Origin of the sequence: Microtetraspora malaysiensis, assembly GCF_001528665.1 — a bacterium.
In the GTDB taxonomy this organism is placed as follows: Bacteria; Actinomycetota; Actinomycetes; order Streptosporangiales; family Streptosporangiaceae; genus Microtetraspora_A; species Microtetraspora_A malaysiensis.
The window spans coordinates 177,460-200,610 of sequence record NZ_BBYJ01000005.1; the positions used below are offsets into that span (position 1 = coordinate 177,460).

At 70.8% G+C, this 23,151-nt stretch carries 23 protein-coding genes and 1 pseudogene; 11 read left to right on the top strand and 13 right to left on the bottom strand.

The window, feature by feature from the left end:
• Positions 1 to 465: 465 nt before the first annotated feature.
• Positions 466 to 1,554 (bottom strand): MerR family transcriptional regulator, encoded by a 1,089-nt coding sequence (locus AWQ71_RS03630; protein WP_218001627.1) that lies wholly within the window; start codon positions 1,552 to 1,554, stop codon positions 466 to 468.
• 167 nt (positions 1,555 to 1,721) lie between these two features.
• The gene (locus tag AWQ71_RS03635) at positions 1,722 to 2,072 is read right to left on the bottom strand and encodes a DUF1330 domain-containing protein (RefSeq protein ID WP_067127547.1); all 351 of its coding nucleotides are present in this window, start codon (positions 2,070 to 2,072) and stop codon (positions 1,722 to 1,724) included.
• Positions 2,073 to 2,345: 273 nt separating this feature from the next.
• Here AWQ71_RS03635 and AWQ71_RS03640 point away from each other — a divergent pair, with 273 nt between their 5' ends.
• A complete protein-coding gene (locus AWQ71_RS03640) occupies positions 2,346 to 2,612 on the top strand; it encodes a hypothetical protein (protein WP_218001628.1) in 267 nt (88 codons plus the stop codon).
• Between the two features lie 383 nt (positions 2,613 to 2,995).
• Here AWQ71_RS03640 and AWQ71_RS03645 read toward each other — a convergent pair whose 3' ends face one another.
• Entirely contained in the window at positions 2,996 to 3,682 is a 687-nt protein-coding gene (locus AWQ71_RS03645; RefSeq protein ID WP_067126618.1) for an alpha/beta fold hydrolase, read from the bottom strand.
• Between the two features lie 119 nt (positions 3,683 to 3,801).
• On the opposite strand from AWQ71_RS03645, the gene AWQ71_RS03650 reads away from it, so the two are divergent.
• Entirely contained in the window at positions 3,802 to 4,794 is a 993-nt protein-coding gene (locus tag AWQ71_RS03650; protein WP_067126621.1) for a helix-turn-helix transcriptional regulator, read from the top strand.
• Here the strand turns inward: AWQ71_RS03650 and AWQ71_RS03655 are convergent.
• Positions 4,791 to 4,994: a hypothetical protein gene (locus AWQ71_RS03655; protein WP_067126624.1), complete on the bottom strand. Its 204-nt coding sequence runs from the start codon at positions 4,992 to 4,994 to the stop codon at positions 4,791 to 4,793. The two genes, AWQ71_RS03650 and AWQ71_RS03655, sit on opposite strands and share 4 nt — an antisense overlap.
• Before the next feature lie 123 nt (positions 4,995 to 5,117).
• Between AWQ71_RS03655 and AWQ71_RS03660 the strand changes: the two are divergent.
• Positions 5,118 to 5,732: pseudogene (locus AWQ71_RS03660) on the top strand (SDR family NAD(P)-dependent oxidoreductase); the annotation flags it as partial.
• 237 nt (positions 5,733 to 5,969) lie between these two features.
• Here the strand turns inward: AWQ71_RS03660 and AWQ71_RS03665 are convergent.
• Together AWQ71_RS03665 and AWQ71_RS03670 are read right to left on the bottom strand one after the other, a co-directional pair.
• Positions 5,970 to 6,392 carry a VOC family protein gene (locus AWQ71_RS03665; RefSeq protein ID WP_067126627.1) on the bottom strand — a complete coding sequence of 141 codons (423 nt, stop codon included), beginning with the start codon at positions 6,390 to 6,392 and terminating at the stop codon, positions 5,970 to 5,972.
• Between the two features lie 93 nt (positions 6,393 to 6,485).
• Positions 6,486 to 6,980 carry an SRPBCC family protein gene (locus AWQ71_RS03670; RefSeq protein ID WP_067126630.1) on the bottom strand — a complete coding sequence of 165 codons (495 nt, stop codon included), beginning with the start codon at positions 6,978 to 6,980 and terminating at the stop codon, positions 6,486 to 6,488.
• A 109-nt stretch (positions 6,981 to 7,089) separates the two neighbouring features.
• Between AWQ71_RS03670 and AWQ71_RS44255 the strand changes: the two genes are divergently transcribed.
• Positions 7,090 to 7,239 (top strand): DNA methyltransferase, encoded by a 150-nt coding sequence (locus tag AWQ71_RS44255; protein WP_218001649.1) that lies wholly within the window; start codon positions 7,090 to 7,092, stop codon positions 7,237 to 7,239.
• A 286-nt stretch (positions 7,240 to 7,525) separates the two neighbouring features.
• Here AWQ71_RS44255 and AWQ71_RS03680 read toward each other — a convergent pair whose 3' ends face one another.
• From AWQ71_RS03680 to AWQ71_RS41285, 3 genes are read right to left on the bottom strand one after another with little or no spacing between them, the layout of a single operon-like run.
• Positions 7,526 to 8,530 (bottom strand): sigma-70 family RNA polymerase sigma factor, encoded by a 1,005-nt coding sequence (locus AWQ71_RS03680; RefSeq protein ID WP_218001629.1) that lies wholly within the window; start codon positions 8,528 to 8,530, stop codon positions 7,526 to 7,528.
• Positions 8,520 to 8,885, bottom strand: coding sequence for a recombinase family protein (locus AWQ71_RS44585; protein WP_169806509.1), 366 nt, complete (start codon positions 8,883 to 8,885; stop codon positions 8,520 to 8,522). The genes AWQ71_RS03680 and AWQ71_RS44585 overlap by 11 nt, the downstream gene beginning before the upstream one ends.
• 57 nt (positions 8,886 to 8,942) lie before the next feature.
• Positions 8,943 to 9,086, bottom strand: coding sequence for a hypothetical protein (locus AWQ71_RS41285; protein ID WP_157570164.1), 144 nt, complete (start codon positions 9,084 to 9,086; stop codon positions 8,943 to 8,945).
• A gap of 75 nt (positions 9,087 to 9,161) precedes the next feature.
• Between AWQ71_RS41285 and AWQ71_RS03685 the strand changes: the two genes are divergently transcribed.
• On the top strand, positions 9,162 to 10,010 hold the full coding sequence (locus AWQ71_RS03685) for a phosphotransferase (RefSeq protein WP_067126638.1): 849 nt from the start codon (positions 9,162 to 9,164) through the stop codon (positions 10,008 to 10,010).
• A 181-nt stretch (positions 10,011 to 10,191) separates the two neighbouring features.
• A complete protein-coding gene (locus AWQ71_RS03690; protein WP_067126642.1) occupies positions 10,192 to 10,407 on the top strand; it encodes a hypothetical protein in 216 nt (71 codons plus the stop codon).
• Here AWQ71_RS03690 and AWQ71_RS03695 read toward each other — a convergent pair.
• From AWQ71_RS03695 to AWQ71_RS03705, 3 genes are all read right to left on the bottom strand, one after another.
• Positions 10,372 to 11,067: a GNAT family N-acetyltransferase gene (locus AWQ71_RS03695; RefSeq protein ID WP_218001631.1), complete on the bottom strand. Its 696-nt coding sequence runs from the start codon at positions 11,065 to 11,067 to the stop codon at positions 10,372 to 10,374. The two genes, AWQ71_RS03690 and AWQ71_RS03695, sit on opposite strands and share 36 nt — an antisense overlap.
• Positions 11,068 to 11,203: 136 nt before the next feature.
• Positions 11,204 to 12,103, bottom strand: coding sequence for a MurR/RpiR family transcriptional regulator (locus tag AWQ71_RS03700; RefSeq protein WP_067126645.1), 900 nt, complete (start codon positions 12,101 to 12,103; stop codon positions 11,204 to 11,206).
• Positions 12,100 to 13,629: a glycoside hydrolase family 3 protein gene (locus AWQ71_RS03705; RefSeq protein ID WP_174550668.1), complete on the bottom strand. Its 1,530-nt coding sequence runs from the start codon at positions 13,627 to 13,629 to the stop codon at positions 12,100 to 12,102. Before AWQ71_RS03705 ends, AWQ71_RS03700 begins: the two co-directional genes overlap by 4 nt.
• Before the next feature lie 137 nt (positions 13,630 to 13,766).
• Here AWQ71_RS03705 and AWQ71_RS03710 point away from each other — a divergent pair, with 137 nt between their 5' ends.
• Positions 13,767 to 15,329, top strand: coding sequence for a glycoside hydrolase family 10-like protein (locus tag AWQ71_RS03710; protein WP_067126648.1), 1,563 nt, complete (start codon positions 13,767 to 13,769; stop codon positions 15,327 to 15,329).
• Between the two features lie 16 nt (positions 15,330 to 15,345).
• Here the strand turns inward: AWQ71_RS03710 and AWQ71_RS03715 are convergent, their stop codons facing one another.
• Positions 15,346 to 16,326, bottom strand: coding sequence for an N-acetylglucosamine kinase (locus AWQ71_RS03715; protein WP_067126651.1), 981 nt, complete (start codon positions 16,324 to 16,326; stop codon positions 15,346 to 15,348).
• 68 nt (positions 16,327 to 16,394) lie between these two features.
• Here AWQ71_RS03715 and AWQ71_RS03720 point away from each other — a divergent pair, with 68 nt between their 5' ends.
• The 4 genes from AWQ71_RS03720 to AWQ71_RS42530 all read left to right on the top strand — a co-directional run bounded on the left by AWQ71_RS03720 (position 16,395) and on the right by AWQ71_RS42530 (position 23,146).
• On the top strand, positions 16,395 to 17,528 hold the full coding sequence (locus AWQ71_RS03720) for an anhydro-N-acetylmuramic acid kinase (RefSeq protein WP_067126654.1): 1,134 nt from the start codon (positions 16,395 to 16,397) through the stop codon (positions 17,526 to 17,528).
• A gap of 183 nt (positions 17,529 to 17,711) precedes the next feature.
• Positions 17,712 to 18,305, top strand: a complete 594-nt coding sequence (locus AWQ71_RS43170; RefSeq protein WP_218001632.1) for a hypothetical protein — start codon at positions 17,712 to 17,714, stop codon at positions 18,303 to 18,305.
• Positions 18,306 to 18,389: 84 nt separating this feature from the next.
• The gene (locus AWQ71_RS03730) at positions 18,390 to 22,904 is read left to right on the top strand and encodes a cation-translocating P-type ATPase (RefSeq protein WP_067126657.1); all 4,515 of its coding nucleotides are present in this window, start codon (positions 18,390 to 18,392) and stop codon (positions 22,902 to 22,904) included.
• 101 nt (positions 22,905 to 23,005) lie between these two features.
• Positions 23,006 to 23,146, top strand: a complete 141-nt coding sequence (locus AWQ71_RS42530) for a hypothetical protein (protein WP_169806510.1) — start codon at positions 23,006 to 23,008, stop codon at positions 23,144 to 23,146.
• Positions 23,147 to 23,151 lie beyond the last annotated feature (5 nt).

A 23,151-nucleotide genomic window follows, 5' to 3' on the forward strand; every position in this document is an offset into this window, starting at 1 on the left:
CGCCCGCGACCGCTGCTCGGCAAGGCCGAGGTATTCAGCATGAGGCTCCGATCGCGCCGCACGTCTGCCGACATGATCGACTTGGCGGAGGCCTCAGGGCATACCGCCATGCGGGCTTGACCTGGCCGGATGATCAGTCGGCACCCGCAGTATCCAGAGCCAGGGACGACTTCAGTTCAGGGAGGACTGGGCGGAGGGTCTCGTGCGGCGGCTCTGGGAGCTCGTCACGGCGGCTTCGTGAGTGGCGTCGACGAGGGCTCGGATACCAAGCGGCTGGGCAGGCGATGCCCCCTGGTTCACGCCGGACGAACTGCCCGCGCTCACGCTCAGCAGGTTCGCCCGCGCCCTGCTCCGCGCCGTCGGCCGGCTCTGACAGCTCCGTCCGCCCGGCAGACCACGTCCGCAACCAGCCAGGAACGCGGTCGCTTCTCACGAACAGCCACGATGCTGAGGTTGCGACGCGGTTCAGGCAATGAGCAGGCGGAGGCCAAGCTCTGCCGCGTCGAGGTCGGCGAGGTCGCGGTTACGCTCGGCCCACCGGCCGGAGGCGAGGTCGTCGCTGAGGCTTCGCACCGCCCGCTGCTCGGCCTCCGGCCCGACCCTCGTCCACACCGACATCGCGCGGCGCACATGATCCTCCAGATACGCCCCGGGCCGGCGCCAGTATGCCTCGAACAGGCCGTCAGCGCAGTCCCACGGAATGGGCACCGGCTCCGCGCGGGCGCCGATCGCGTCGGCCATCCCGGCAAGCGAGGGCCATTGGGTAAAGAGGCCGACGAACTCGGGCAGGTAGTCGCGGGTAAGCCAGAACCGGCGCTGCCATCCGGGCTCGCTGGCGTCGAATGTGAGTACCACCACGCGGCGGGCCACGCGCCGCATCTCGCGTAGCCCGGCGATCGGGTCCCGCCAGTGGTGAACGGTGGAGACGGCCATTGCGGCGTCGAAGGACTGGTCCTTGAATGGCAGGCTCTCCGCGGCGGCGGCCACGCACGGTGCCGCGCCAGTGGGTCGCTGCGCCCGCATGACCGCCGACGGCTCTACTGCGGTCACGTCGCGGTCGGAGGGCTCGTAGGAGCCGGTGCCAGCCCCGACGTTCAGCACCGTCTGTGCGTCCCCAAGCGCATCCCAGATCTGCGTGGCGATCCGCAGCTCGGTGCGCCGGGTCGCGATATAAGCGCCGCCGATCGCGTCGTACAGCCGCGCGCCGAGCATCTCCAGTTGCTCCTCCGGCGTCATCTTCATTCCCTTCGCCCGAGCCGTGAGTTCCCTGTCGATGGCCGCCACCATGGCATCAGCGCGATCACGCCGTTCCAGCAGCAGGCCGCGCAGTCGGCGCAGGTGCGCGACCGCGTCGGTGGACGGGTCGCCGACCAGGTCCGCGACCTCCCGCAGCCCGAAGCCCAGCCGCCGGTAGGCCAGCACCTCCCGCAGCCGCTCCACGTCGCCCGCCGAGTAGGCCCGGTACCCGGCTGCGGTCCGCGCCGACGGCCGCACGAGCCCGATCTCGTCATAGTGATGCAGCGTGCGGACGGTCACGCCGGCCAGCTCGGCCACGCGTCCCACGGTCAAGTGCTCCTCCACGCCACCGACTATGCAGCCTGACGACGCGTGAGGGTCAAGCGCCAGGCTCCCGGCAGCACGTGCGTGACTGGTCGTCGACCAAGATCGACCAATTCACCCAGGGGCCTGAGTGCGCTCCTGTTGTCATCCCGGACGCTGACCTACGCGGGCAGGGCCGCCGCCTTCCGTAGGGCGGTGACGGCCGCCGTCGGGACGTAGTTCTCGGGCACGCCGTCGACCATGATGATGTCGCCCTCGATGTGCCGCGAGCGCAGCGGCGCGATCTCCCGGTACGCGGGCGAATCCCACCACGCCCGCGCCTCGGCGATCCCCGGGAACCCGATCATCACGACATGTCCCGGCCAGTCGCCCTCCTTCACCTCGTGCTGGGTGGCGTGGACGAGATAGCGGCCGCCGTACGGCTCGAAGGTGGTGGGGAGCCGCTCGATGTACTCGGCGATCTCCGGGTGCGGGGCCGCCTCCTGCAGGTGGGCGATGACGTAGGCGGGCATGGTGTCCTCCCGGTGGGTCGTGTTCGGTGCGCTGCCGATCTTGGCACGCCCTTCGCGCGGAGGGCGATTACCTGCCAGGTAAGCGATCTGGCATCGCAGGCCGGCCACCTTCATCCCATGTAGCGATTCGCGCCGTAGACGGCGATCGCGTGGCGGTATGGGGAGGAGACGGTGATGCTGCCCGGCTCATCCGCAAAGTGCTCGTCGCGGTTGGGCGCCGATGGGCGCAGTAGGCGATGGCATCAAGGCCGATATGGATGATGGGAGGCGGTCGTGGTTCGCCGACCGGAAGTGTTCGTCCGGCCGTTAACGATGGAGGAAGGCCGCAAGCTGCAGCGGATCACACGGAGCGCGAAGGAACCGGGGCAACTCCACTGGATCGAGTCGGAGTTCGCCGCGTTGCGCTACCACGCGCTGAACGGCGCTGACCACCGTAGTCGTGACGAGCAGAACGCGGCGATCGGTGCCTACGTGCGCTGGCGCAACGCCCGAGCACAGCCCATGACCAACTCTGCCGCGAGCTCGCCGATCAGAAGCTGAACGAGTTACCCGCAAGGTTGCGTGGCGGGCCACTAAACTCCGCAATGTCTCCCCTGGTGCCTAAGAGGGCATTGCGCGAGTTGATGCCCCTTCCGTCGCTTGAATCAGGTAAGGCGGGCGGTCAAGGCGTTTCCGGCCATCTTAAGACCCCCCCAACGAGCACGCCTGGGAGATCTTGGACCTGCTGGAGCCGGCGGAGTTCTCCGAACATGAACAGGAGGTCTGCGGCCACCTGGCCCCCGGGGTGTGGTCGACGGTCGAAAGGCTGTGGGCGTTGTTTCGACCGCGCCGTGGTGCACATGCTGCGCGAAGGCACTCTGCTGTCGAGCGGGATCGCTACGCTGACCCGGCTGATCAGCGAGGAGCGATGGCCGGCAGCTGCGTCAGATCTCAGGGGCCGCGGCGGCCAAAAGCCGGGCGAGCTCGGCAGGCCGTGTGATCATGGGCCAGTGGCCCGAGTCGATGTCCACAAGGTCAAGGTGTTTGGCCTTGGCCAGCTCGGGCACGTCACCGGCGGCTATCCACTCCTGAGCCTGGGCGGGGGTGAACTCGGGGCACACGACGAGAACGGGTACGTCGAACCGTCGCTCGTCCGTCATGCGTACCACGCCCTTCGTCACCCCGGCGGGGACGGCAATCGCCGCGGACGTGAAGTCGCTCCTTGCCTCCTCGCCGAGGTCAGCTGAGTCCGGTCCTTCGAAAGGACCCCAGCCGGGGAAGGGCATGACGCCGTCCTTCACCTCGAAGAAGTCGGCGTAGGGCCGCCCGTCCGCGGCCGGGAAGCCGCCGATGAACGCGACCTTGGCGACCCGCTCCGGGCACGCGTCGGCGGCCAGCCAGGCCAGGGTGCAAGCGGCGGAATGCCCCACCACCATGGGCTTTCCTGACGCCGACGCCACCGCGGCGAGCACGGCTGCCACCTGGTCGTCGAGAGTGGCCGAGGCAGATCCGTCCCCCTGCCCGGGCAGGGTGATCGGTATGGGGCGGTGGCCGAGCGCCTGAAGGACGGGCACGACGTCGTCCCACGCGGATCCGTCGAGCCACAGGCCGGCGATGAGCAGGATATCCATGGTCAGTTCTCTTTCTTCAGCGCGTTCCGGCGAGGACGGAACGCGGTCAGGACGTCAGGCTAGGGCCGATTCCGGACGTTCTACTTCCTGTTCATTACGTGACCTCGTAATGTGCTCGTGTGCCGACCGATCTCAGTCCCACCGCACGAGCTCTGCGCGCCATGGAGATTCTCCAGGCCCGCCCTGGCGTGACGGCCGGCGAACTCGCCGCTTGTCTGGGCGTCACGGAGCGGGCCGCGCGCCGGTACGTCGGGATCCTTCGTGAGGCGGGCATCCCCGTCGAGTCGGTCCGCGGCCCGTATGGCGGATACCAGCTTGGGCGCGGGACGCGGCTGCCTCCGGTCGCCTTCACAGAACCCGAGGCGCTTGGCCTGGTCATGGCGGTACTCAATGGCCAGCCGGCGGCCACCGACGTCAGCGACCTCGTCGGCGCCGCCCTGGGCAAGGTCATCCGGGCCCTGCCCGAGAACATCGGACGGCAGGCGGCGGCGCTGCGTGAGTATGCGTCGGCGGCGCCCGACCGGTTCTCGGCCCGTCCGGATCCCGCCACCACCAGCGCGCTCGTGGCCGCCATCGCGGACCGGCGGCGCGTGGTGGTCGCCTACCAGAGCGAGTCCGGCAACCAGTGGGAGGCCGAGGTCGACCCCTGGGCGGTCGTCGTCCGTCACGGGCGCTGGTACCTGCTGTGCTATTCCCACCACGCGGACGCCGTCCGCACCTACCGGGTCGACCGCGTCCGCCAGGTTCGGCGGAGCACACACGCGTTCGAGCCGCCCGACGACCTCGACCCGGTGGCGGCGCTGGAGGAGAACCTGGGCACCGGGTGGGAATTCGCCACGCGCGTCGTGTTCGACGCTCCCCTCGCAGAGGTGGCGCCTTGGATCCGGCCGCCGATGGGAAGGCTCGAACCGTCGGGGGACAGGTGCGTGCTCGTCGGCAGCACGAGCAATCCGACGATGTACGCGCAGGAGTGGCTGCCGAACGTGCCGTTCCCCTTCCGCATCGAGGGCGGGCCGGAACTGCATGCCGCCGTCGCGAGGCTCGCTTCGCGTCTCACCACCGCCCTGGGGGCCAGCCCATGGACGACGTCACGCCCGGGCCGGGGTCTTTAGGGATGCGGCTGAGCGAACAATCCCGGCTCGGTCTCCACGAGGATGCCCTGGCTGACCTGGAGTTCGCGCAGCCGCGTTGTCAGAGCGTCGATCTGCGCCTGTGTCTGCTCGATCTGACAGGTCAGACCTTGCTCGCGGATGTCGATCTTGTTCAGGAGCCAGGTGCCTGGATCCGGCTCCCGCGGCTTGGTCTTGCTCATGTCGACCGCCACGACGGGGCGGGGGCGCGGGTCAAACGGCGTTGGCGTCGGGCCCCGGCTCGGCATGTCCATCGCGCATCGCTTCGGCCGTGAGGGCCATGCGGTGGCGCTCTATCCCGCAGCGACCACCGGCACGCGGGATACCTGTCCTCTCTGGCCGAGGCGGGCATCGAAGCCGAGTCCTTCGTCGCCGACGTACGTGACCGCGACCAGATCCTGTCCACTCTGGACGCCATCGCCGACAGGTTCTCCCGCATCGACGTGCTCTACTACGGGCCCGGCGCGGCCGACCTGCAGGCCCCGCCGACGCCGATCGTCGATACCGACTCGGCGAGCGTGCGAGAAGCGATGGCCTCGGTGTATCCGGCCGTCGACGTGGTCGGCAAGGTGCTACCCGGCATGATCGAGCGTGGCGACGGCGGGTTGCTGTTCGCCGGCGGCCTCAGCGCTGTCATGCCCATGCCCGCCCTCGGCGCGCTCGCGCTGTCTTCGGCCGCGCTGCGCAACTACGCCCTGACTCTGAACACGGCACTGGCCGAGAAGGGCGTCTACGCCGGAAGCCTGATCATCGGTGGGCTTATCGAACGCGGCGACATCTACGAGATGGTCCAGTCCCAGCAGGACCAGTTCGGTGACGTGGGGGCCAGAACACTCGATCCCGATGGCATCGCCGAAGCGGCTTGGGAGCTGTACTCCCGACGTGACCGCCCAGAAGCGACGTTCAACACCCTCAGCTGACTCATGGGCAAGGGAAACCATGCGCCGTGGCCGGCCGAGCCGGTCGATGAATCCGTGTGCGGCGACTTTGCGGCTGGTGGCCGAGACAAGAATCCGGGGCCGATTCCGTTAGTTCAGCAGGGTCTTGCCCACGGCTGATTTGGCGGGTCACTAGCACCAGCAGTCGCCCCCGCTCCTCTGTCGCAATCGTTGTGCCGGGCTGGCGCCTTTTGTTTGCGTTTTTGAGCTTTCGTGCCCTCATTCAAACGCCCGCCCAACGAACTGTTCGCCGTGCCCGGTCCCCTCATATTTGGAGAGGTCCTCGTTGATTCCGACCAGCCGCAAGACCTGTCCTCCAGGGGCTTGGAAGTAGAGGTGCGGATCCGGCACTTCGATTACGTTGACGCCGAAGGCGACAATTTTTTGCCTCATCTCTTCGACGTTGTCGGTCTTCAGCTCCAGATAGATCGCTTTCAAAAACCCGCTCTCATCCAGAGCGACGCCCTCGTTCTCGTAGAGAAACGCGATATAGAAGTTGCCTCCCATGCGAAAGTCGTCCTTTTGGTCACCCTCTCTCGCTATCTCGCAGCCTAGGACGTCACGATAGAACCTGCGAATTCTGTCCTTTTCTGTCCGAGGAACTCGAACCGCCGAATGGTTTCCAAAAATTACCTTTGCCATGATCACTCCTTGTCTGGAATGTAGTCGGTCCGGTGCCGGTAACTAAGAGCGAGCTTGGGCAACGCTTCCCTTCGGAGTCATTCGGTAGGGTTCCTAGACGCGGCGGGCTTTATCTGCGCTGCTTCCGTGAGGGCTGCCGTGGCCGACTTCGACGTACTCACGCAAGCTCCTCGCGAGAAAGTGGTCCCAGCCGCGAGTGCACATCCCGATGCAGTCCAATTCTGGAGTTAGACCGTGGTGACGGAGCTGAAGTTCAGACGCGTTGCCATCGACCGGGGTGATGGTGAAGGTCGGACGCGTTCCAACCCAGTCGGGGAGGAAGCTGCATTCGGTTACGGTCCATCGCACCGATGTGGGCCGCGTTGCCTCATCGACATGTATCACGAGCGGTTCGGGGGAGCTCATGAAGAACCTGAGTTCGCCGCCGGCGTCGCCGGATCCCGTGACACGGGTCCACCAGGCGGCGAGGCCGGAGACGCTGGTGAGTGCATCGAACAGCGCTTGAGGAGAGGCCTCCACGCGGATCATCTTCTGATAGTCCGCGCTCGCTTCGGCAGGCGTTGCGGAGGGTTGTTCAGCGTCCGTCATTCGATGGATTCCTTTCATTCCGGCTCGTCGTCGGTCTGTCGGTGGTTGCGCGGCTAGGTTCAGCGCGCCTCATTCCTCGTCCTACCTGATAGACACTGCTTCGCTCTCGATTTGGGCGGCCGTCGCCGAATCTTTCGAACCGGGCCAGCTGGTCTGCGACCCCATATGCGGGGTCGGCACCGTCCTCATCGAGGCCGCCCGCCTCAGCCGGCGCGCCGTCGGCGTCGAACTCGAACCCCGCTGGGCGGACCTCATGTGAACCGGGATCTGGCGTGGTGGTCGACCTCTATGAGATTGCCCAGCGCGGCGAAACCGTCGTTCACTTCCACGAAGTACTCGCCGCCGGGGGGCTGTCGAGCCGGACCCAGCGGCCCATCCATCGTGTGTACATATTGGATTCTGTCCAGAAGCGGTACCCGGCTTCGGGCGGAGCGGCGACCGGCGGCCGCAGGTCCCGCCCCATCCTCCGGCTCGCTCTCCGGGGCGCCTTCAGGACTCCTCAACTGTGACGGGATCAGTCGTCTGGCATGGTCGTACTCCGCGCATCAGTCAGCGAGAGTCCTGGGCAAGCCGAACCGCGCGAATACCCCGCTGTCGAACCGGGTGATGGCGCTCACGCGCTCGCCTGCCAGTGTGATGACGAACAGGCCGAACGCGTGTGCCACCTGGGTGAGCGGGTCGCGGAGGTAGACACCGAATGCCGGTTGGCCGTTGGCGCGGGTCGGCACGAGCCGATAACGGCGACCGTGGCGGAAGGCGATCGTGCCGAAGAACCGAGCTGCCAGTTCTCGGCCTTGGTATTCGAGCGGGACCGGAGGCATGCGTACCCAGACGTCGTCGGTCATCAACGCGACGACGGCCTGGACGTCGCTGTCCTCGAACGCTTGAACCAGCCGACTGAGCACTTCCTGCTCGGCGGGCGAGTTCGCCGCCGGAGTCGGCTGGTCCGTCTTGGGTAGCTCCCGGGCAAGGGTTGCCCGGGCCCGCTTAAGGGCGCTGGCAACCGACTGATCGGTGGTGTCCAGCATCTCGGCGACTTGACGGGCGGGAAAGTCCAGCACCTCACACAAGATCAATGCGGCTCTCTGGCGAGGCGGGAGAAGTTGCAACGCCGTGATGAACGCGAGAGAAACGGCCTCGCGTGCCTCATAACGGGCCTCCGGGCCGGCTGCGGTGTCGGGAAGGTCGGCGAGTAGCACGTCGGGGTAGGGCTCCAGCCAGACCACCTCTCCTCGGCGGGTCGGCTCGGGCGCCTCGACATCTAGCCCTGTCAGATCGGCGGGCGGGCGCCGGCTGGCCGTGCGCAACAAGTTCAGGCAACGGTTGGTGGCAATCCGGTACAGCCACGTGCGGAAAGACGCTCGTCCCTCGAACCCGGCCAGACCACGCCAGGCGGCGGCGAGGGTCTCCTGCAGGGCGTCCTCGGCGTCGGCGAGCGAGCCCAAGAACCGGTAGCAATGGATCTGCACCTCGCCTCGATACCGGCCGACCAGCTGCTCGAACGCCGCCTCGTCCCCGGAGCGGGCCCGCTCGATCAAGTCAATGCTCAACGGCGCCATCCTCGCGCACCTCGCCCTTCCTCTTCCGGTCCTCCGTATGTGTAGACACCGGCCTGCCCGGAAGCTGGGCGGTGCAGCGCCCAATCGCAGGACCAGCCGGTGTCAGTACATGCACGGGTGAAGCGCTCCGGCGCGCTTTCAGCATGGCCTCGATGTCGTCGCGGACGACGTCGGCCTTCGCGGCGGACTTGTCGTTGTCGGTGAACTCGTGGACGACAGTCCAGCCATGCCGGGCTGCTGTTGCCCGGTTGAGCTTGTGTTGATCCTGAACTCCACGTTCGTCCCGCCTGGTGTCAGCGGAGACGCAAGCGTGGGAGGCGACGGGGATGTGGGATGGCTCAGGCAAGGCGACCTCCGCAAGAATTATTGCGTCAAGCGAAGGCCTACCAGCAGTGGTTGCCGGTCAGTTTCGCCAGCGCTCCGGGGCCGATCGAGCCTGGAATGTCAGGGAGAAGTAACCGAAGGTGCGTCGCAGGGCGTCCGCGGAGATGGCGGGCGCGCCGTTGCGGTCGACCAGGTCCGCCTCGGCCGCGAACTCATCCGGCATCGGGTCGTGTGCTTTGAGATCATGACTGTATTCGCTGCGGCGGACCGAGTCGTTGGCCTCTACCCCCCAGGGAAAATGAACTCTTTCACCTACGTCGAATCGTCCGAGTCCCACCCCGAGATCCCACTCGTCGGCGGTGACGTCACCGAGGGGGTTGTGCGGGTCGGCGACACTGTGCGCCGGCCGGTCGGCCCCAACGCCCCGCTTGTCCACGCGTTGCTGGGCCATCTGGAGGAAGCCGGGTACCCGGGCGCGCCGCGGTTCCTCGGCATCGACGCGGCCGGGCGCGAGGTACTGACCTTCGTTCCCGGCGAGGTCGCGGGGCGGCCGAGGCCGGCGTGGCTCGCCGACGAGGAGCGGCTGGCCTCCGTCGGGCGCCTCGTACGCGGCTACCACGCCGCCGTCGCGGGGTTCGTCATCCCTGAAGGGGTGCGGCCGAGCCGGGGGCTCTCGGAGCCGCCGGGTATGCCGCCCGCGCCGCGATACCCGGCTGAGGTGGTCGGGCACAGGGATTACACGCCAGACAACATCGTGTTCCGGGACGGTGAGGCGGCCGCGCTGATCGACTTCGACCTCGCCAGGCCGACCACCCGGGTAGATGAGGTGTCCAACGCGATGATGTACTGGGCGCCGTTGTGCGACCCCGTCGATGCCGACCCGCTGTTGCGGAAGGTGGACGTGCCGCGCCGCTGCCGGATCCTGGCCGACGCCTACGGGATGTCGGACGTCGACCGTTCCCGGCTCGTCGAGATGCTCACGCTGGGGACCCGGCGGGCGTGGTTCCTGATGAAGCAGAGAGCCGAGGAGCAGGGCGGTGGCTGGGCGAGGATGTGGGATGAGGGCATCGGGGATGAGATCAAGCGGCGCGAGGCCTGGCTGGATCGCCATGGCGCGGCCATCGATGCGGCGCTGAGCACACCGTAATCCCGTCAGTGCCACGGTTTGTGCCACACCGGGCCAATTCCAAGATCATCACTGCGCCGTAGTTCTGGCCACCCTCGTCGGTGGGGATCTAGTGCCGCATCAGCTGGGGTTTGCCCCGCTTCGTCGCGACATGCCGATCAAGGTCCCACCGCGATCGGCGTGATCGCCTCACACTCTGCTCATGGCCAAGCGGGTTCGCGCACCCAGGGTGCGCGGCACCTACCTCAACCGGATCGAGGCCCAGTTCACCGCGCTGCGCGAGTCCACCCTCAACGGCACCGACGACGCCGACCACCGGGAGCAGGCCAGCATGATCCGCCGCTACATCGCCTGGCGAAACCGCAACACCGACAACCCCCGCCTACGCGCCGTCGTCGGCAGGGCCAACGTCGCCTGAGGCTCCGTCGAGTTTCTTGAGCATCTTCACCGAGGTCGTCTGGTAGCCGAGCGACTCGTAAAGGCCACGCGCGCCTGTGTTGAACCCAAAGACGCTGAGACCCAGAGTATGAGCGCCCTGCGCCCGGGCGTATTCCTCGCCGAGGAGCATGGCCATTCGTCCGAGGCCCCGACCACGCTTGTCGGCGTCGATCACGATGTCCCAGATCCACCAGGCGTCGGCGTCGTCGCTCGTATCCGGTCCGATCCAGAGGTAGCCGACGGTTACCCCGGCATCGTCGACTACGTCGAAGACCACGTGCCCTGGGGTCGGTATCCCGGACGGAAAGAAGTGAGCCATGCTCTCGTCCGCATGCCGGTAGGCGTCCTCGGACGTTTGCCCCAAAGCAACGAGATCCTTGGCGTACTCGGCTCGACTGCGTTCGAGCCAGGCAGAGAAGTGTCGGGCGTCCAGGGGGCGGAGGGTCACAGGCACCGGCCCAGCCTCCCACACCGCCGACGCCTTAGCGGTGCCCCCTGTTTCGACGAGGTATTCACCGTCGATGTCGTCTACGACGTGACCGATTTCGGGCAAGAGATTCTGAGAGGCGTGGCGGCCTGTGCCGAAGCTGGACGTGCTCTGGGGGAACGCAACCTGGGTCGGGCACCATGTCACCAACATCGTCCTGGGCGCGCGGACCGACAGCCGGGCGAACAGCCACCCGCCGCAGCGCAGCGGCACTCATCGACGGCGGGGGCTCGGCGCATACCGGAGCAGCCGCCGCGGCGTCACTTATCGGCGGCGAGTGACCACGGGCTCATCCCGTCTTGGTACGCCGGCGGGAATCCTCGATGTAGCCGTTGAGCGCGGCGCGGGTGGCGCGTAAGGCGGAGTCGGAGGTGTCGAAGGTGCGCTGGGCCACGCCGACGAAGATGCAGTCCACGATCAGGAGCTGGCTGATCCGGCTGGCCAGCGCCCCCGGGCGGAACGCCGTCTCCCGGCCGGCCGACACCAGGACGTGGTCGGCCAGCTCGGCCAGGGAGGAGCGGGGGTTGTTGGTGATCGCCACGGTGGTGGCCCCGGCCGCGCTCGCCACGCGCATGGGGCCGAGCACGTCGGGTGTCTCGCCGGTGCAGCTCACCCCGACGGCGACGTCGCCGGCGCGGACGAGGGCGGCGCTGGTGAGGGCGAGGTGCGCGTCGGTGAAGGAGTGGCCGGGGAGCCCGATGCGCATGAGTTTCTGCGCCATGTCGACCGCGACCAGCCCCGAGGCCCCCACGCCGTACGCGTCGATCCGCCGGGCCGAGGCGATGGCCTCCACGATGGCGGCGAGCCGCTCGGGGGAGAGCTGGGCGGCGGTGTCGGCGAGGGCCTCGGACTCGGCCCGGGTGACCTTCGCGATCACGTCGGTGAGGGGGTCGTCGGGGCCGAGGTCGCCGGGGACGAGGCGTTCGGGCTTGGCACGTGCCACGGCGGCGGCGAGGGCGAAGCGGAGCTGGGAGTAGCCGGCGAACCCGAGGGCTCTGGCGGTGCGCACGATGGTCGCCTCGCTCGTGCCGGAGGCGGCGCTGAACTCGGTGATCGTGCTGCCGGCGACCATCGCGGGGTCGTCCAGGATCAGGCGGGCGACGGCTTGGGCCGCGGGGGTGAGGGACGGCAGGACCGCCCGCACCGTCGCCACCAGGTTGACCGGGTTCGGCCCTTCGTGTTCGTTCACCCTGCCGCCTTCTCCTGTCCGGGTCTCGGGTCCTCGCCGCCGGTGAGCCAACGAGCGACGACACGCTCGGAGGCCCGTGAGACGCCGTGTGTAGTGACATATACCGCCCCGACTGCTTCGGCGGGAATGCCGGTCTCTACCACGATCGCGTCTGGCCGGGCTCGTACGGCTGTCGCCACGAGTTCGCGGACCCATGCGTGCCGGCCTGCGTCGTGCACGACCAGAACGACCGGCCGGTCGCCGCTCAGGTCGGGAAGCGCGGTGGCTTCCGTCATGATCGTATGGCCCTCGGTGCCGGGAAGCAGCCCGGCCAGCTCACGGGTGAGGCCGGCGGGGGCTCCGGGCTCGACCGCCCGGCTCATCCGGGGGGCGACGTGGATCACCAGGGGCGGCCGGGAGAGCGGTACGGAGGCCGCGTCGGACATGACCACGCGCATGGCGGCGCGGGCGGTGTCCAGGCCGAGTTCCTCGGCCGCGCGGTCGACGGCCGTCGCGGGTTCGGCCGGGCGGCGCTCGGCGGCCTGGGCGGCGTGCCAGTCGGCGAGGGCGAGCACCCGGGCCGCGGCTTCGGCGAGGCGTTCCTCGGGGAGCCGGCCGTCGCGCACCGCCTCGACGATCGCGTCCCGCAGCGCGTAGACGCTCTCGCCGCCGGGGGAGGAGACGCCCACGCAGATCGCGTCCGCTCCGGCCGTGAGGGCGCGTACGGCGACCTCGCCGGGGGAGTGGAGGGCGGCGACGGCGCGCATCTCGATCGCGTCGGTGACGAGCATGCCGTCGAAGCCGAGCTCCTCGCGGAGCAGGCCGGTGAGGATCCTCCGGCTGAGGGTGGCGGGGACGTCCGGGTCGAGCGCGGGCACCAGCAAATGGCCGCACATGATCGAGCGGACGCCGGCCTCGACCGCCGCGCGGAACGGCGGCAGGTCGCGCTCGCGGAGCACGTCGAGGGAGGCGTGCACGGTGGCCAGCGCGAGGTGGGAGTCGGTGACGGTGTCGCCGTGGCCGGGGAAGTGCTTGGCGCACGCGGCCACCCCTTCGGCCTGGAGGCCGGTGATCCAGGCGGCGGTGTGCCGGGCGACGAGGTCGGGGTCGGGCCCGAAGGAGCGGATGCCGATCACGGGGTTGGCCGGGTTGGCGTTGACGTCCGCCACCGGCGCGTAGTTCAGGGTCACGTCCGCGGCGGCGAGGAGCCGGCCGATGGCCCGGGCGACGTGTTCGGTGCGTACGACGTCGTCGACGACGCCGAGGGCCCGGTTGCCGGGCCACGAGCTGCCCAGCGCGGCCTCGAACCGGGTGACCGCGCCGCCCTCCTCGTCGGCCGCGACGACCACGGCGGGGTTCTCCTCGCGTAGCGCGGCGATGAGCGCGGCGGTCTGCCCGACGTCCACGATGTTGCGCGCGAACAGGACGGTGCCGCCCAGGCCGTCGGCGAGCGCTTCGCGCAGCCACGCGGGCGGCGCGACGCCGTCGAAGCCGGGCTGCAGGACGGTCATGGCCAGCCGGTCCAGGCTGGAACTGCGTGCGGGCACGAGGTCACCCTCCCGTGTGGATGTCTTGAAGCAGGTTACACATCAATGACACTTTCTTTCACCGTCATTGATCTGAAAGTAAGTTTCTGCCAATCTCGCGCTCGGTGCCTTCTTCTTCATCCCCCAACGGAGGTCCGATGAGCTCCCCCACCCGACGTTCCGTCCTGCGCGGCCTGGCTCTGGCCACCGCCGCGACGGCTCTCCCCCTGTCCGCCCTCGCTTCCTCGCCCGCCTTCGCGGCGGGGAGCCCCGACGGCCACATCCCCCCGCTGCGCCAGATGCGCGGGATGTGGATCGCCTCGGTGGTCAACATCGACTGGCCGTCGAAGTCGGGCCTGACCGTCGACCAGCAGAAGGCGGAGTATCTCGCCTGGCTGGACCTGGCGCAGGCGCGCAAGCTCAACTCGGTGTTCGTCCAGATCCGGCCGACCGCCGACGCGTTCTGGCCGTCGAACTTCGAGCCCTGGTCGGAGTACCTGACCGGGGTCCAGGGCCAGGATCCGGGCTACGACCCGCTGGGCTTCCTCGTCGAGGAGACGCACCGGCGGGGCATGGCCTTCCACGCCTGGTTCAACCCGTACCGTGTGTCGATGCAGCCGGACCCGGCCAAGCTCCACCCCGAGCACCCGGGCCGCAAGCACCCGGACTGGATCGTCTCGTACGGCGGAAAGCTCTACTACAACCCCGGAATTCCGGAGGTACGGGCTTTCGTCCAGGACGCGATGATGGACGCGATCACCCGGTACGACATCGACGGCCTGCACTTCGACGACTACTTCTACCCGGTCAACACCACGGCGTTCGACGACAGTGCGGCCTTCGCACAGTACGGCGCGGGCTTCCCCGACCTCGCCGCCTGGCGGCGCCACAACGTGGACCTGCTCGTCCAGGAGATGCAGCAGCGCGTACGGCAGGCCAAGCCGGAGGTCGCCTGGGGCATCAGCCCGTCGGGCATCTGGCGGAACAAGTCCACCGACCCCCTCGGCTCGGACACCGCCGGCGGCCAGTCCTACGACAACCTGCACGCCGACACGCGGGGCTGGGTCAGGAAGGGCTGGCTGGACTACATCGCGCCGCAGATCTACTGGTACATCGGCCAGTCGAACGCCGACTACGCGAAGCTGATCCCCTGGTGGTCCGGCGTCGCGTCCGGCACCGGCGTGCAGCTGTGGATCGGCCAGGCCGCCTACAAGGCCGGTGCCGACGGGCAGCCTGCCGAGTGGTTCCAGCCGGGCGAGCTCACCCAGCACCTCACGCTCAACCGGAACCATCCGGAGGTCGGCGGGGACATCTGGTTCAGCGCCGTAGACGTGCGCGAGGACCGGCTGGGCTCCCTCTCCACGGTCGCGACCGACCACTACACCCGACCGGCCCTCGGCCCGCTGCTTCCGCGCCTCGCGAACGGCCAGGCCCCGCGGCGTCCGGTCCTGGCCACCGCCCGCCGGGTGGCCGGAGGCGCCGAACTGCACATCGTCGCGACCGGCAGCACCATCCCGTTCCAGTTCGCGGTCTTCCGGTTCGACCGGCAGGCGGGGCCGGGCGACTTCGCCGACGCCCGCAACCTGGTCGGGCTCGTCCCGGCGGGCCGCAACGTGCGCTGGGTGGATCCCGAAGGCGGCCAGGGCGCGACCTACTACGTCGCGGCCGTGGACCAGGTGAACCGGATCAGCGAGCCGAGCGACGGCCGCACGGTCCGCTGATCAGGGCCGCCCCCGATCAGGCGATGAGCCTGCGGTGGGCGGCCAGCACGTCCGGGGCCTCGGAGGCCTCCGGCGCGGCGCGGTGGAGGGCGAGAGCGGCCGCCCCCGCCGCGCCGTCGCGGGCCGGGACCGCGGGGCCGCCGAGCCCGGACCTGACCAGGTCGGCCAGCAGGGTCGGCTCGGTGAGCAGCGACCCGGCCAGCACCGTCGGCCCGGCCTCCTCGCCCAGGGACCCGGCCGTGGCCACGAGGCGGCGCGCGGCCTCGCGCAGGATCGCCAGGGACGGTTCGTCGCCCAGGCGGGCGGCGGCCTCGACGGCCGGCGCGAACCGGCCCAGCCACGCGGGCCCGCCCTCGTCGACCCCCGCCTGGACGACCCGTACGACCGCCTCCGGGGTCAGGCGCGCGCCCGGCTCGCCCGGGGCCTCCACCAGGGCGTCGCGGATCGCGCACTCCGGCGGCCCGTCGAGCAGCGCCGTGGGCGTGCCCCGGCCGTCGAGCGCGCCCAGCACGGCCTGTACGGCACGCCGCCCGATCCACACCCCCGAGCCCTCGTCGCCGAGGATCCAGCCGTACCCGTCGGCCCGGGCGACGACGGTGCGCCCGCTGATCCTGGCGGCGACCGCGCCGGTGCCGGCGATGAGCACCCGGCCCGATGGCTCCTCGGTGGCTCCGGCGAACGCGGCGAGGATGTCCGGCGCCACCACCGGCCGCCCGGGCAGGCCGCAGGCCCGCCACACCTCGGCGGCCAGCGCCTCGGCCCGCTCCGGCGCCGAGCCGGCGCCGGCGAGCGCGAACACCCCGCCCGCGACCCGGTCGCGGTCCTGGCCGGACAGCGCCCCCTCCAGCGCGGAGTGCAGGCTGCCCGCGGGGTCGGCGGCGGAGAGCACGTTGGCGCCCGCGCCGCTTCCCCTCCCGGCCACGTGGCCCGTACGTGTCGCCACCACGCAGCGGGTGCCGGTGCCCCCGCCGTCGACGCCGATGACCAGAGTCGTCACACGCTCTCCATGTGTAGATAATCTTCCAAGAACTATATTCCTATGAAGAATCCCGACAAGGAGCAGGCGTGCGAGTGCTCGGGCTGATGTCAGGGACGTCCCATGACGGGATCGACAGCGCGGTCGTGGACTGGACCATGGCCGCCGACGGCGTTCTCACCGGCGTGGTCGAGCATGTGGGCGCGCGGCCGTACGAGCCGGAGCTGCGGGCCGCGATCGTCGCCGCGCTGCCGCCGCACCCGGTCGACATGGCGCAGGTGTGCCGCCTGGACACGCTGATCGGCCAGGCGTTCGCCGGAGCGGCGCGGGAGTGCCCCGCCGCCGACCTGATCTGCTCGCACGGGCAGACCCTCTACCACTGGGTCGAGGACGGCCGGGTCCGGGGCACGCTGCAGCTCGGCCAGCCCGCCTGGATCGCCGAGAGCCTCGGCGTCCCGGTCGTCTCGGACCTGCGCGTCCGCGACGTGAGCGCGGGCGGCCACGGCGCGCCCCTGGTGTCCGCGTTCGACCTGCCGCTGCTGGCCGGACTGCCCGGCCGCGCCGGGGCGCTCAACCTCGGCGGGATCGCCAACCTCACCGTGCCGGCCGTCCCGGTGGCGTACGACACCGGCCCGGCCTCCGCCCTCCTGGACGCCGCCGTGCTCGCCGCGACCGGCCGGCCGTACGACGAGGACGGCAGGATCTCGGCGGCGGGGAGGGTCCACGAGGGGCTGCTCGCCGAGCTCCTCGCCGACCCGTACTACCGGCGCACGCCGCCCAAGAGCACGGGCAAGGAGCTGTTCCACGAGGGGTACCTCGCGAGGGTGGCGGCGCCGTACGCGCCGGACCTGGCGGACCTGCTCGCGACGTTGGCCGCGCTGACCGGGGAGACCGTGGCGGCGGAGATCCGGCGGCACCGGCTGGACACGGTGGTCGTGTCCGGCGGCGGCGTGCGCAACCCGGTCGTCATGGACGAGTTGCGGCGCCGGGCGCCGGGCGCCCGCTTCCTGGCGAGCGACGAGCTGGGCGTGCCCTCCGACGCCAAGGAGGCGATCGCGTTCTCCTATCTGGGCTGGCTGACCGCGCACGGGCTGGCGGGGACGGTGCCCGGCTGCACGGGCGCGTCCGGGGCGCGGATTCTGGGCACCGTCACCCCGGGACGCGGCCCGCTGCGGCTGCCGGAGCCTCTCGCCGCACTGCCGGAGCGGCTCCGGCTGCGCTGACCCGCGGTTCGGGCGGCGGAGTGTCCGGGATCGAGAATGGGACTGTAAAAGGACGCGATTAGGGCTTTCCGTAATCGACGGGCGGGCGAAGTATGGAGATACGGGAGGCGCGCCCGCAGCCGGGCGCTTTCCTCCCTGCCGTCTTGCCGGGGGACCGCTCCCGGGTGGAGGAGGGACTCGATCGTGACGGAGACGCCCCAGACGGGCCGCACGACCCGTACACGCGCGGCCACGACGCCCCGGCCGACGACGAAGAAGCAGCCGGCCGTGGAGACGCCCGCGAGCAAGCGGACGACGACGGCGACGCGGACAGCCGCGACGCGGACCGCCGCCGGGACGCGGGCCGCCGCGACGCGGACAACGCGGACCGCCGCGACCCGCGCGCGCGCCGCCCGCACCGCGTCCACACCGACGCCGATGCCGACCCCGATCACGCAGGGGCAGCATGACGGGCACAACGGTGAATTCACGCTGAACCTGCCCATGGTCAGCCTCCAGTTCCACCGGCCGCAAATGCCGCACGTGGAGATGCCGCACATGAGCCGCCAGGAGGTCGGCCACGCCGTGGACGTGGCGCGGTCGTTCCTGCCGCCGCCGGAGCGCGTCATCTACTACGGAGGCCTCGGCGCCCTCGCCGTCCTCGGCGTGCTCGAATGGCCGGTCGCCGCCGCCATCGGCGTGGGGACCATGCTCGCGCAGCGGGGTCGCACGGAGGAGTCCAAGGCCTGGTCGCGGGCGCGGACTCCGGCGATGCGGTCCGCTCGGACGCGCGGGTGATGCCGCCATCCCGTCCGGGCGGCGGCCAGACGCCCACCCGGACCGCCGCCCACCCGATCCACGTGACAGACCGGAGTCGCTGACATGGCGCTTCCCGGACTGTCCGCTTTCGGCACGCTGCTCAGCATCCTCCCGGAGCCGCTGCGAAGTTTCGTACCACGCCCGCGCCGCCTCCAGGCGTGCGCGGGCGGAACCCGGATCGAACTGCGCCGCATCGGCGGCCCCGGAACCCGGGACGCGGCCGAGGCGCTTGAGGCCCGCCTGTGCGAGGCGGGCGCCGACCGCGCCGAGGTGAACGGCGCGCTCGGCTGCGTCTTCGTGCGTCACGCCGAGGACGCCGATCTGTCCCGCCTGCTGGCGATCGTCCAGGAGTGCGACACGGGCGTGGCCGAGCCCGACGGCCAGGAGGCCGACCCGCCGGGCGGGGGCGACCCCGACCCGGGCGACGTCGGCGACGAAGAGGAGGCCGAGCAGGCCGAGCAGGCCGGCGGCGTCCGGTGGGCGCGCGACGGCGTGGCACAGCAGGTCCACGCGAGCATCGCCCTGGTCGGCGGCATCGCCGGCACCGGCCTCGCGCTGGCCGGGCTCCTCACCCATGTACGGCGGCTGCCACCCACCGTCCCCGCCTTCGTGGGGCTCGTGGAGCACATGCCCCGGGTGCGGGTGACCCTGGAACGCCGGATCGGGGTGCCGGCCACCGACACGCTCTTCACGGCGACCCGCATCGTCATCCAGACGCTCGCGGTGCGGCCCATCGCCCTCTTCCTCGACTCGCTCGCGGCCGCGGGCCGGTACGCCGACGCCCGGGCGGGCTGTCGCTCCTGGGCCCGGCGCGAGCAGGAGTTCGCGGCGCACGAAGGGGCCTACCGCCACCTGCGCGTGCTCGCCAAGCCCCGTTCCGCGCCCCTGCCGCACGGCCCGATCGAGCGGTACGCCGAGGCGGCCAGCTTCGCCGCCCTGGGCGCGCAGGGCCTCACCTCGGTGATCAGCCGCAGCCAGGAGCGCGGCGTTTCGGTGCTGATCTCGACGACGCCCAAGGCGGCCCGGCTCGGCCGGGACGGCTTCATCAGTGTCCTCGTGCGCGTGCTGTCGGAGCGTGGCGGCATCGTGCTGCACCGCATCGCGCTGCGCCGGATGGACCGGATCGACACCGTCCTCATCGACGCCGCCGTCCTCGCCACCGGAGGGTGGGAGATCGAGGAGGTGGTGCCGCTCACGCCGGACGGCGATCGCGACACGCTGCACGCCCGGCTGTACACGCTCCTCGACCTGAAGAAGCCGGACGCGCGGCGCACGGACGGCGACTGGGTCGCCGAGCCGCTCCCGCGCGAGCGGGAACAGGAGACGGGGGAGACCGAGCGGCTGACGCTGTGGCGCGAGCACGGGGTACGGCCGATCGAGGTGTGGAGGGACGGCACGCGGGTCGCGCTCGTGGGTCTCGCGCCCGAATTGCACCCGCTCTCGGAGGCGCTCGCCGCGGCGCCGATGGGCACCGCCCGCGTCATGATCGCCGGCGGGGAGCCGGGCCTCGGCCGCCGCCTGGGCGTGGACCAGACGGCGGCACGCGCCGCGCACCTGGCCGACACGGTGCGGAACCTCCAACGGGACGGGCACGGCGTCGCGCTCGTGTCGCGACGCTCCCCGCACGGGTTGTCGGAGGCCGACCTCGGCATCGGCGTCTTCCGGAGCGGCTCGTCGCACGTGCCCTGGGACGCCGACGTGATCGCCGACCTGGAGGGCGTCCACCTGCTGCTGCGCGGCCTGCCGTATGCCAGGAAGGCCAGCGAGCAGAGCGTCCGGGTGACCATGTTCGCCGCCGTGCTCGGTCTCGGGCTGGCGGCGCTCGGCCCCGGCCGGCGCGCGATCCCGAGCGCCATCCTCCTCGGCGACGCCACCGCGCTGGCGGCGATGGTCGTCGGCGCGCTGGTGGGCCGCGGCCTGCGCGGTGTGCGGCCGCCGACCGCCACCGACCGCACGCCCTGGCACGCGATGGCGACGTCGGACGTGCTGACCCGGCTGGACACCTCGTCCGCCGGCCTGGAAGAGGAGGAGGCCGTCCACCGGCACGGGGAGGTCGCGCCCCACGTGCCGGAGAAGCCGCCGTCGCTGGTCCGGGCGTCCGTCGAGGAGCTCGCGAACCCGCTGACCCCGGTCCTCGCCACCGGCGCGGGAGTGTCGGCCGTGGTCGGCTCGGTCCTGGACGCCGTCCTGATCGGCGGGGTGATGGTCGTGGACGCCGTCCTCGGCGGCGCCCAGCGCAGGGACGCCCAGCGCGCCCTGCGCCACCTCACGAAGGAGACCGAGCTCCACGTACGGCTCCTGCGCCGGGGCGGCCACGGGGGAGCGATCGCCGAGGACCTGGTCCAGGGCGACGTGATCGAGCTGCGCGCCGGGGACGCGGTGCCCGCCGACGCCCGGCTGATCAGGGCGGTCGGCCTGGAGGTGGACGAGTCCACGCTCACGGGCGAGTCGCAGCTCGTGAGCAAGACGACGGCGCCCACGGCGGCGCCGGCCGTCGCCGACCGGACGTCGATGGTCTACCAGGGCACCACCGTCGCGGCCGGGCACGGCCTGGCCGTGGTCGTCGCGGTCGGCGGGGGGACCGAGGTGGGCCGTACGGCGGAGATGGGCGGTGAGGGGCCGCCCCCGAGCGGGGTGGAGCTGCGCCTGCGCGAACTGAGCCAGCGCATCCTGCCCGTCGCGCTCGGCTCCGGCGCGCTGCTGATGGTGATCGACCTGCTGCGCGGTTCGCCGGTCGCCTCCGCCGTGTCGACCGCGGTGAGCCTGTCCGTCGCCGCGGTCCCGGAGGGGCTGCCGTTCATCGCCACCGTGGCGGAGCTGGCCGCCGCCAGGCGGCTGTCCACCCGCAACACCCTGGTCAGGAATCCCGCGACCATCGAGGCGCTCGGCCGCGTGGACGTGCTGTGCTTCGACAAGACCGGGACCCTCACCGAGGGGCGCATCAGCCTGGGCCGGGTGTCGGACGGCTGGACGGAGGAGGACGTGGACGCCCTCACCCCGGGGCTGCGCCCGATCGTCGGCGCCGCCCTGCGCGCGTCCCCCCGGTTCGGGGGCGGCCGGGCCATCCCGCACCCGACCGACCGGGCCGTGGTGGACGGGGGGACCCGCATCGGCGTGACCCCCGAGGACGGTCTGCGCGAGTGGACGCGCGTCGACGAGATGCCGTTCGAGCCGGCCCGCGGCTACCACGCCGTGCTCGGCCTGTCCGAGGCCGGCCACCTGCTGAGCGTCAAGGGGGCGCCCGAGGTCGTGCTGGAGCGCTGCGACAGCGTCGTACGCGATGGCGGGGCCGTCCCCCTGGACGACAAGATCCGGACGGAGCTGGAGGAGGAGGTGGACCGGCTGGCCCGGCAGGGCTACCGCGTGCTCGCGGTGGCCGAGCGCCGCGCGTCCAGCCGAGCCGACCTGGACGAGTCCCGGATCAGCCGGCTGTGCTTCCTCGGCTACCTCGGCCTGTCCGACCCGGTACGGCCCACGGCGAAGCGGAGCGTGGAGGGGCTGATCCGCGCCGGGGTCCGGGTCGTCATGATCACGGGTGACCACCCGAGCACGGCCGAGGCGATCGGGGCCGAGGTCGGCGCGCTGAACGGGATGCCCGTCATGACCGGCCCCGAGATCGACGAGATGGACGACGACGCCCTGGTCGACCTGCTGCCCAAGGTGTCGGTCTTCGCGCGGGTCACCCCCGCGCACAAGGCGCGGATCGTGTCCTGCCTGCGCCGCGCCGGGAAGGTCGTGGCGGTCACCGGCGACGGCGCCAACGATGTGCCCGCGATCCGGCTCGCCGACGTGGGGGTGGCGCTCGGATCGGGGGCCACGCCCGCCGCCCGCGCCGCCGCGGACATCGTCGTGGCGGACAACCGCATTGAGACGATCATCGACGCCATCGTCGAGGGGCGGGCGATGTGGGGATCGGTCCGCGAGTCGCTGGGCATCCTGCTCGGCGGCAACGTCGGGGAGATCCTCTTCACCGTGGGCTCCAGCCTGCTCACCCGGCGCAGCGCGCTGAACGCCCGCCAGCTTCTCCTGGTCAACCTGCTCACCGACATGCTCCCGGCCATGATGGTCGCGGTGCGCCCGCCGAGCGCCATCAGCCCGGAGAAGCTCCTGGAGGAGGGGCCGGAGGTGTCCCTCGGCGAAGCCCTGACCCGCGACATCTACGTACGCGCCGGGACGACGGCCGTGGGCGCCGGGCTGGCCTGGGCACTGGCGCGGATGACCGGGACGCGCGGACGGGCGGACACGGTCGGGCTGATCGGCCTGGTGGCGACGCAGTTGCTGCAGACGCTCATGGCCGGCGGCAGGGATCGCCCGGTCACGCTGGCCGCGCTGGCGTCGCTCGCCGTCCTGGCCCTGATCGTGTCGGTTCCCGGACTCAGCCACTTCTTCGGCTGCCGCCCGGTCGGGCCGTTCGGCTGGGGCATCGGGCTCGGCTGCGCCACGGGGATCGGTCTGCTGGGGCGGGTGGTCGAGCGGGCGGTGGCGCTCCACCCGGCGGGCTATCCTGAGGTTCACCCCGAGATTTCGGTCGCACCGCAGGTCACACTGGTTCCTGCCATCACGGGGGCCGCCGAGTAGTCATTGCCTGTTCATCCTCCGTTCACTTAGATGGTGCCTCACTATCCGTTTATGTGGTGGAATCTGGCCGTAAGTGCAGTTTCACCCCCGTGAGGTATCAAGTGTCCGAATTCCTGGCTTCCATCCTGGCCAAGGCGGCCTTCATGCTCCTCGAGGCCCTGATCATGCGGATCGTCCAGTCCCTGGTCATGTCCACGATGCGTACGGGCGGGCCCCAGCCGGTCTTCTTCCAGGCCGCGTAGGGCCC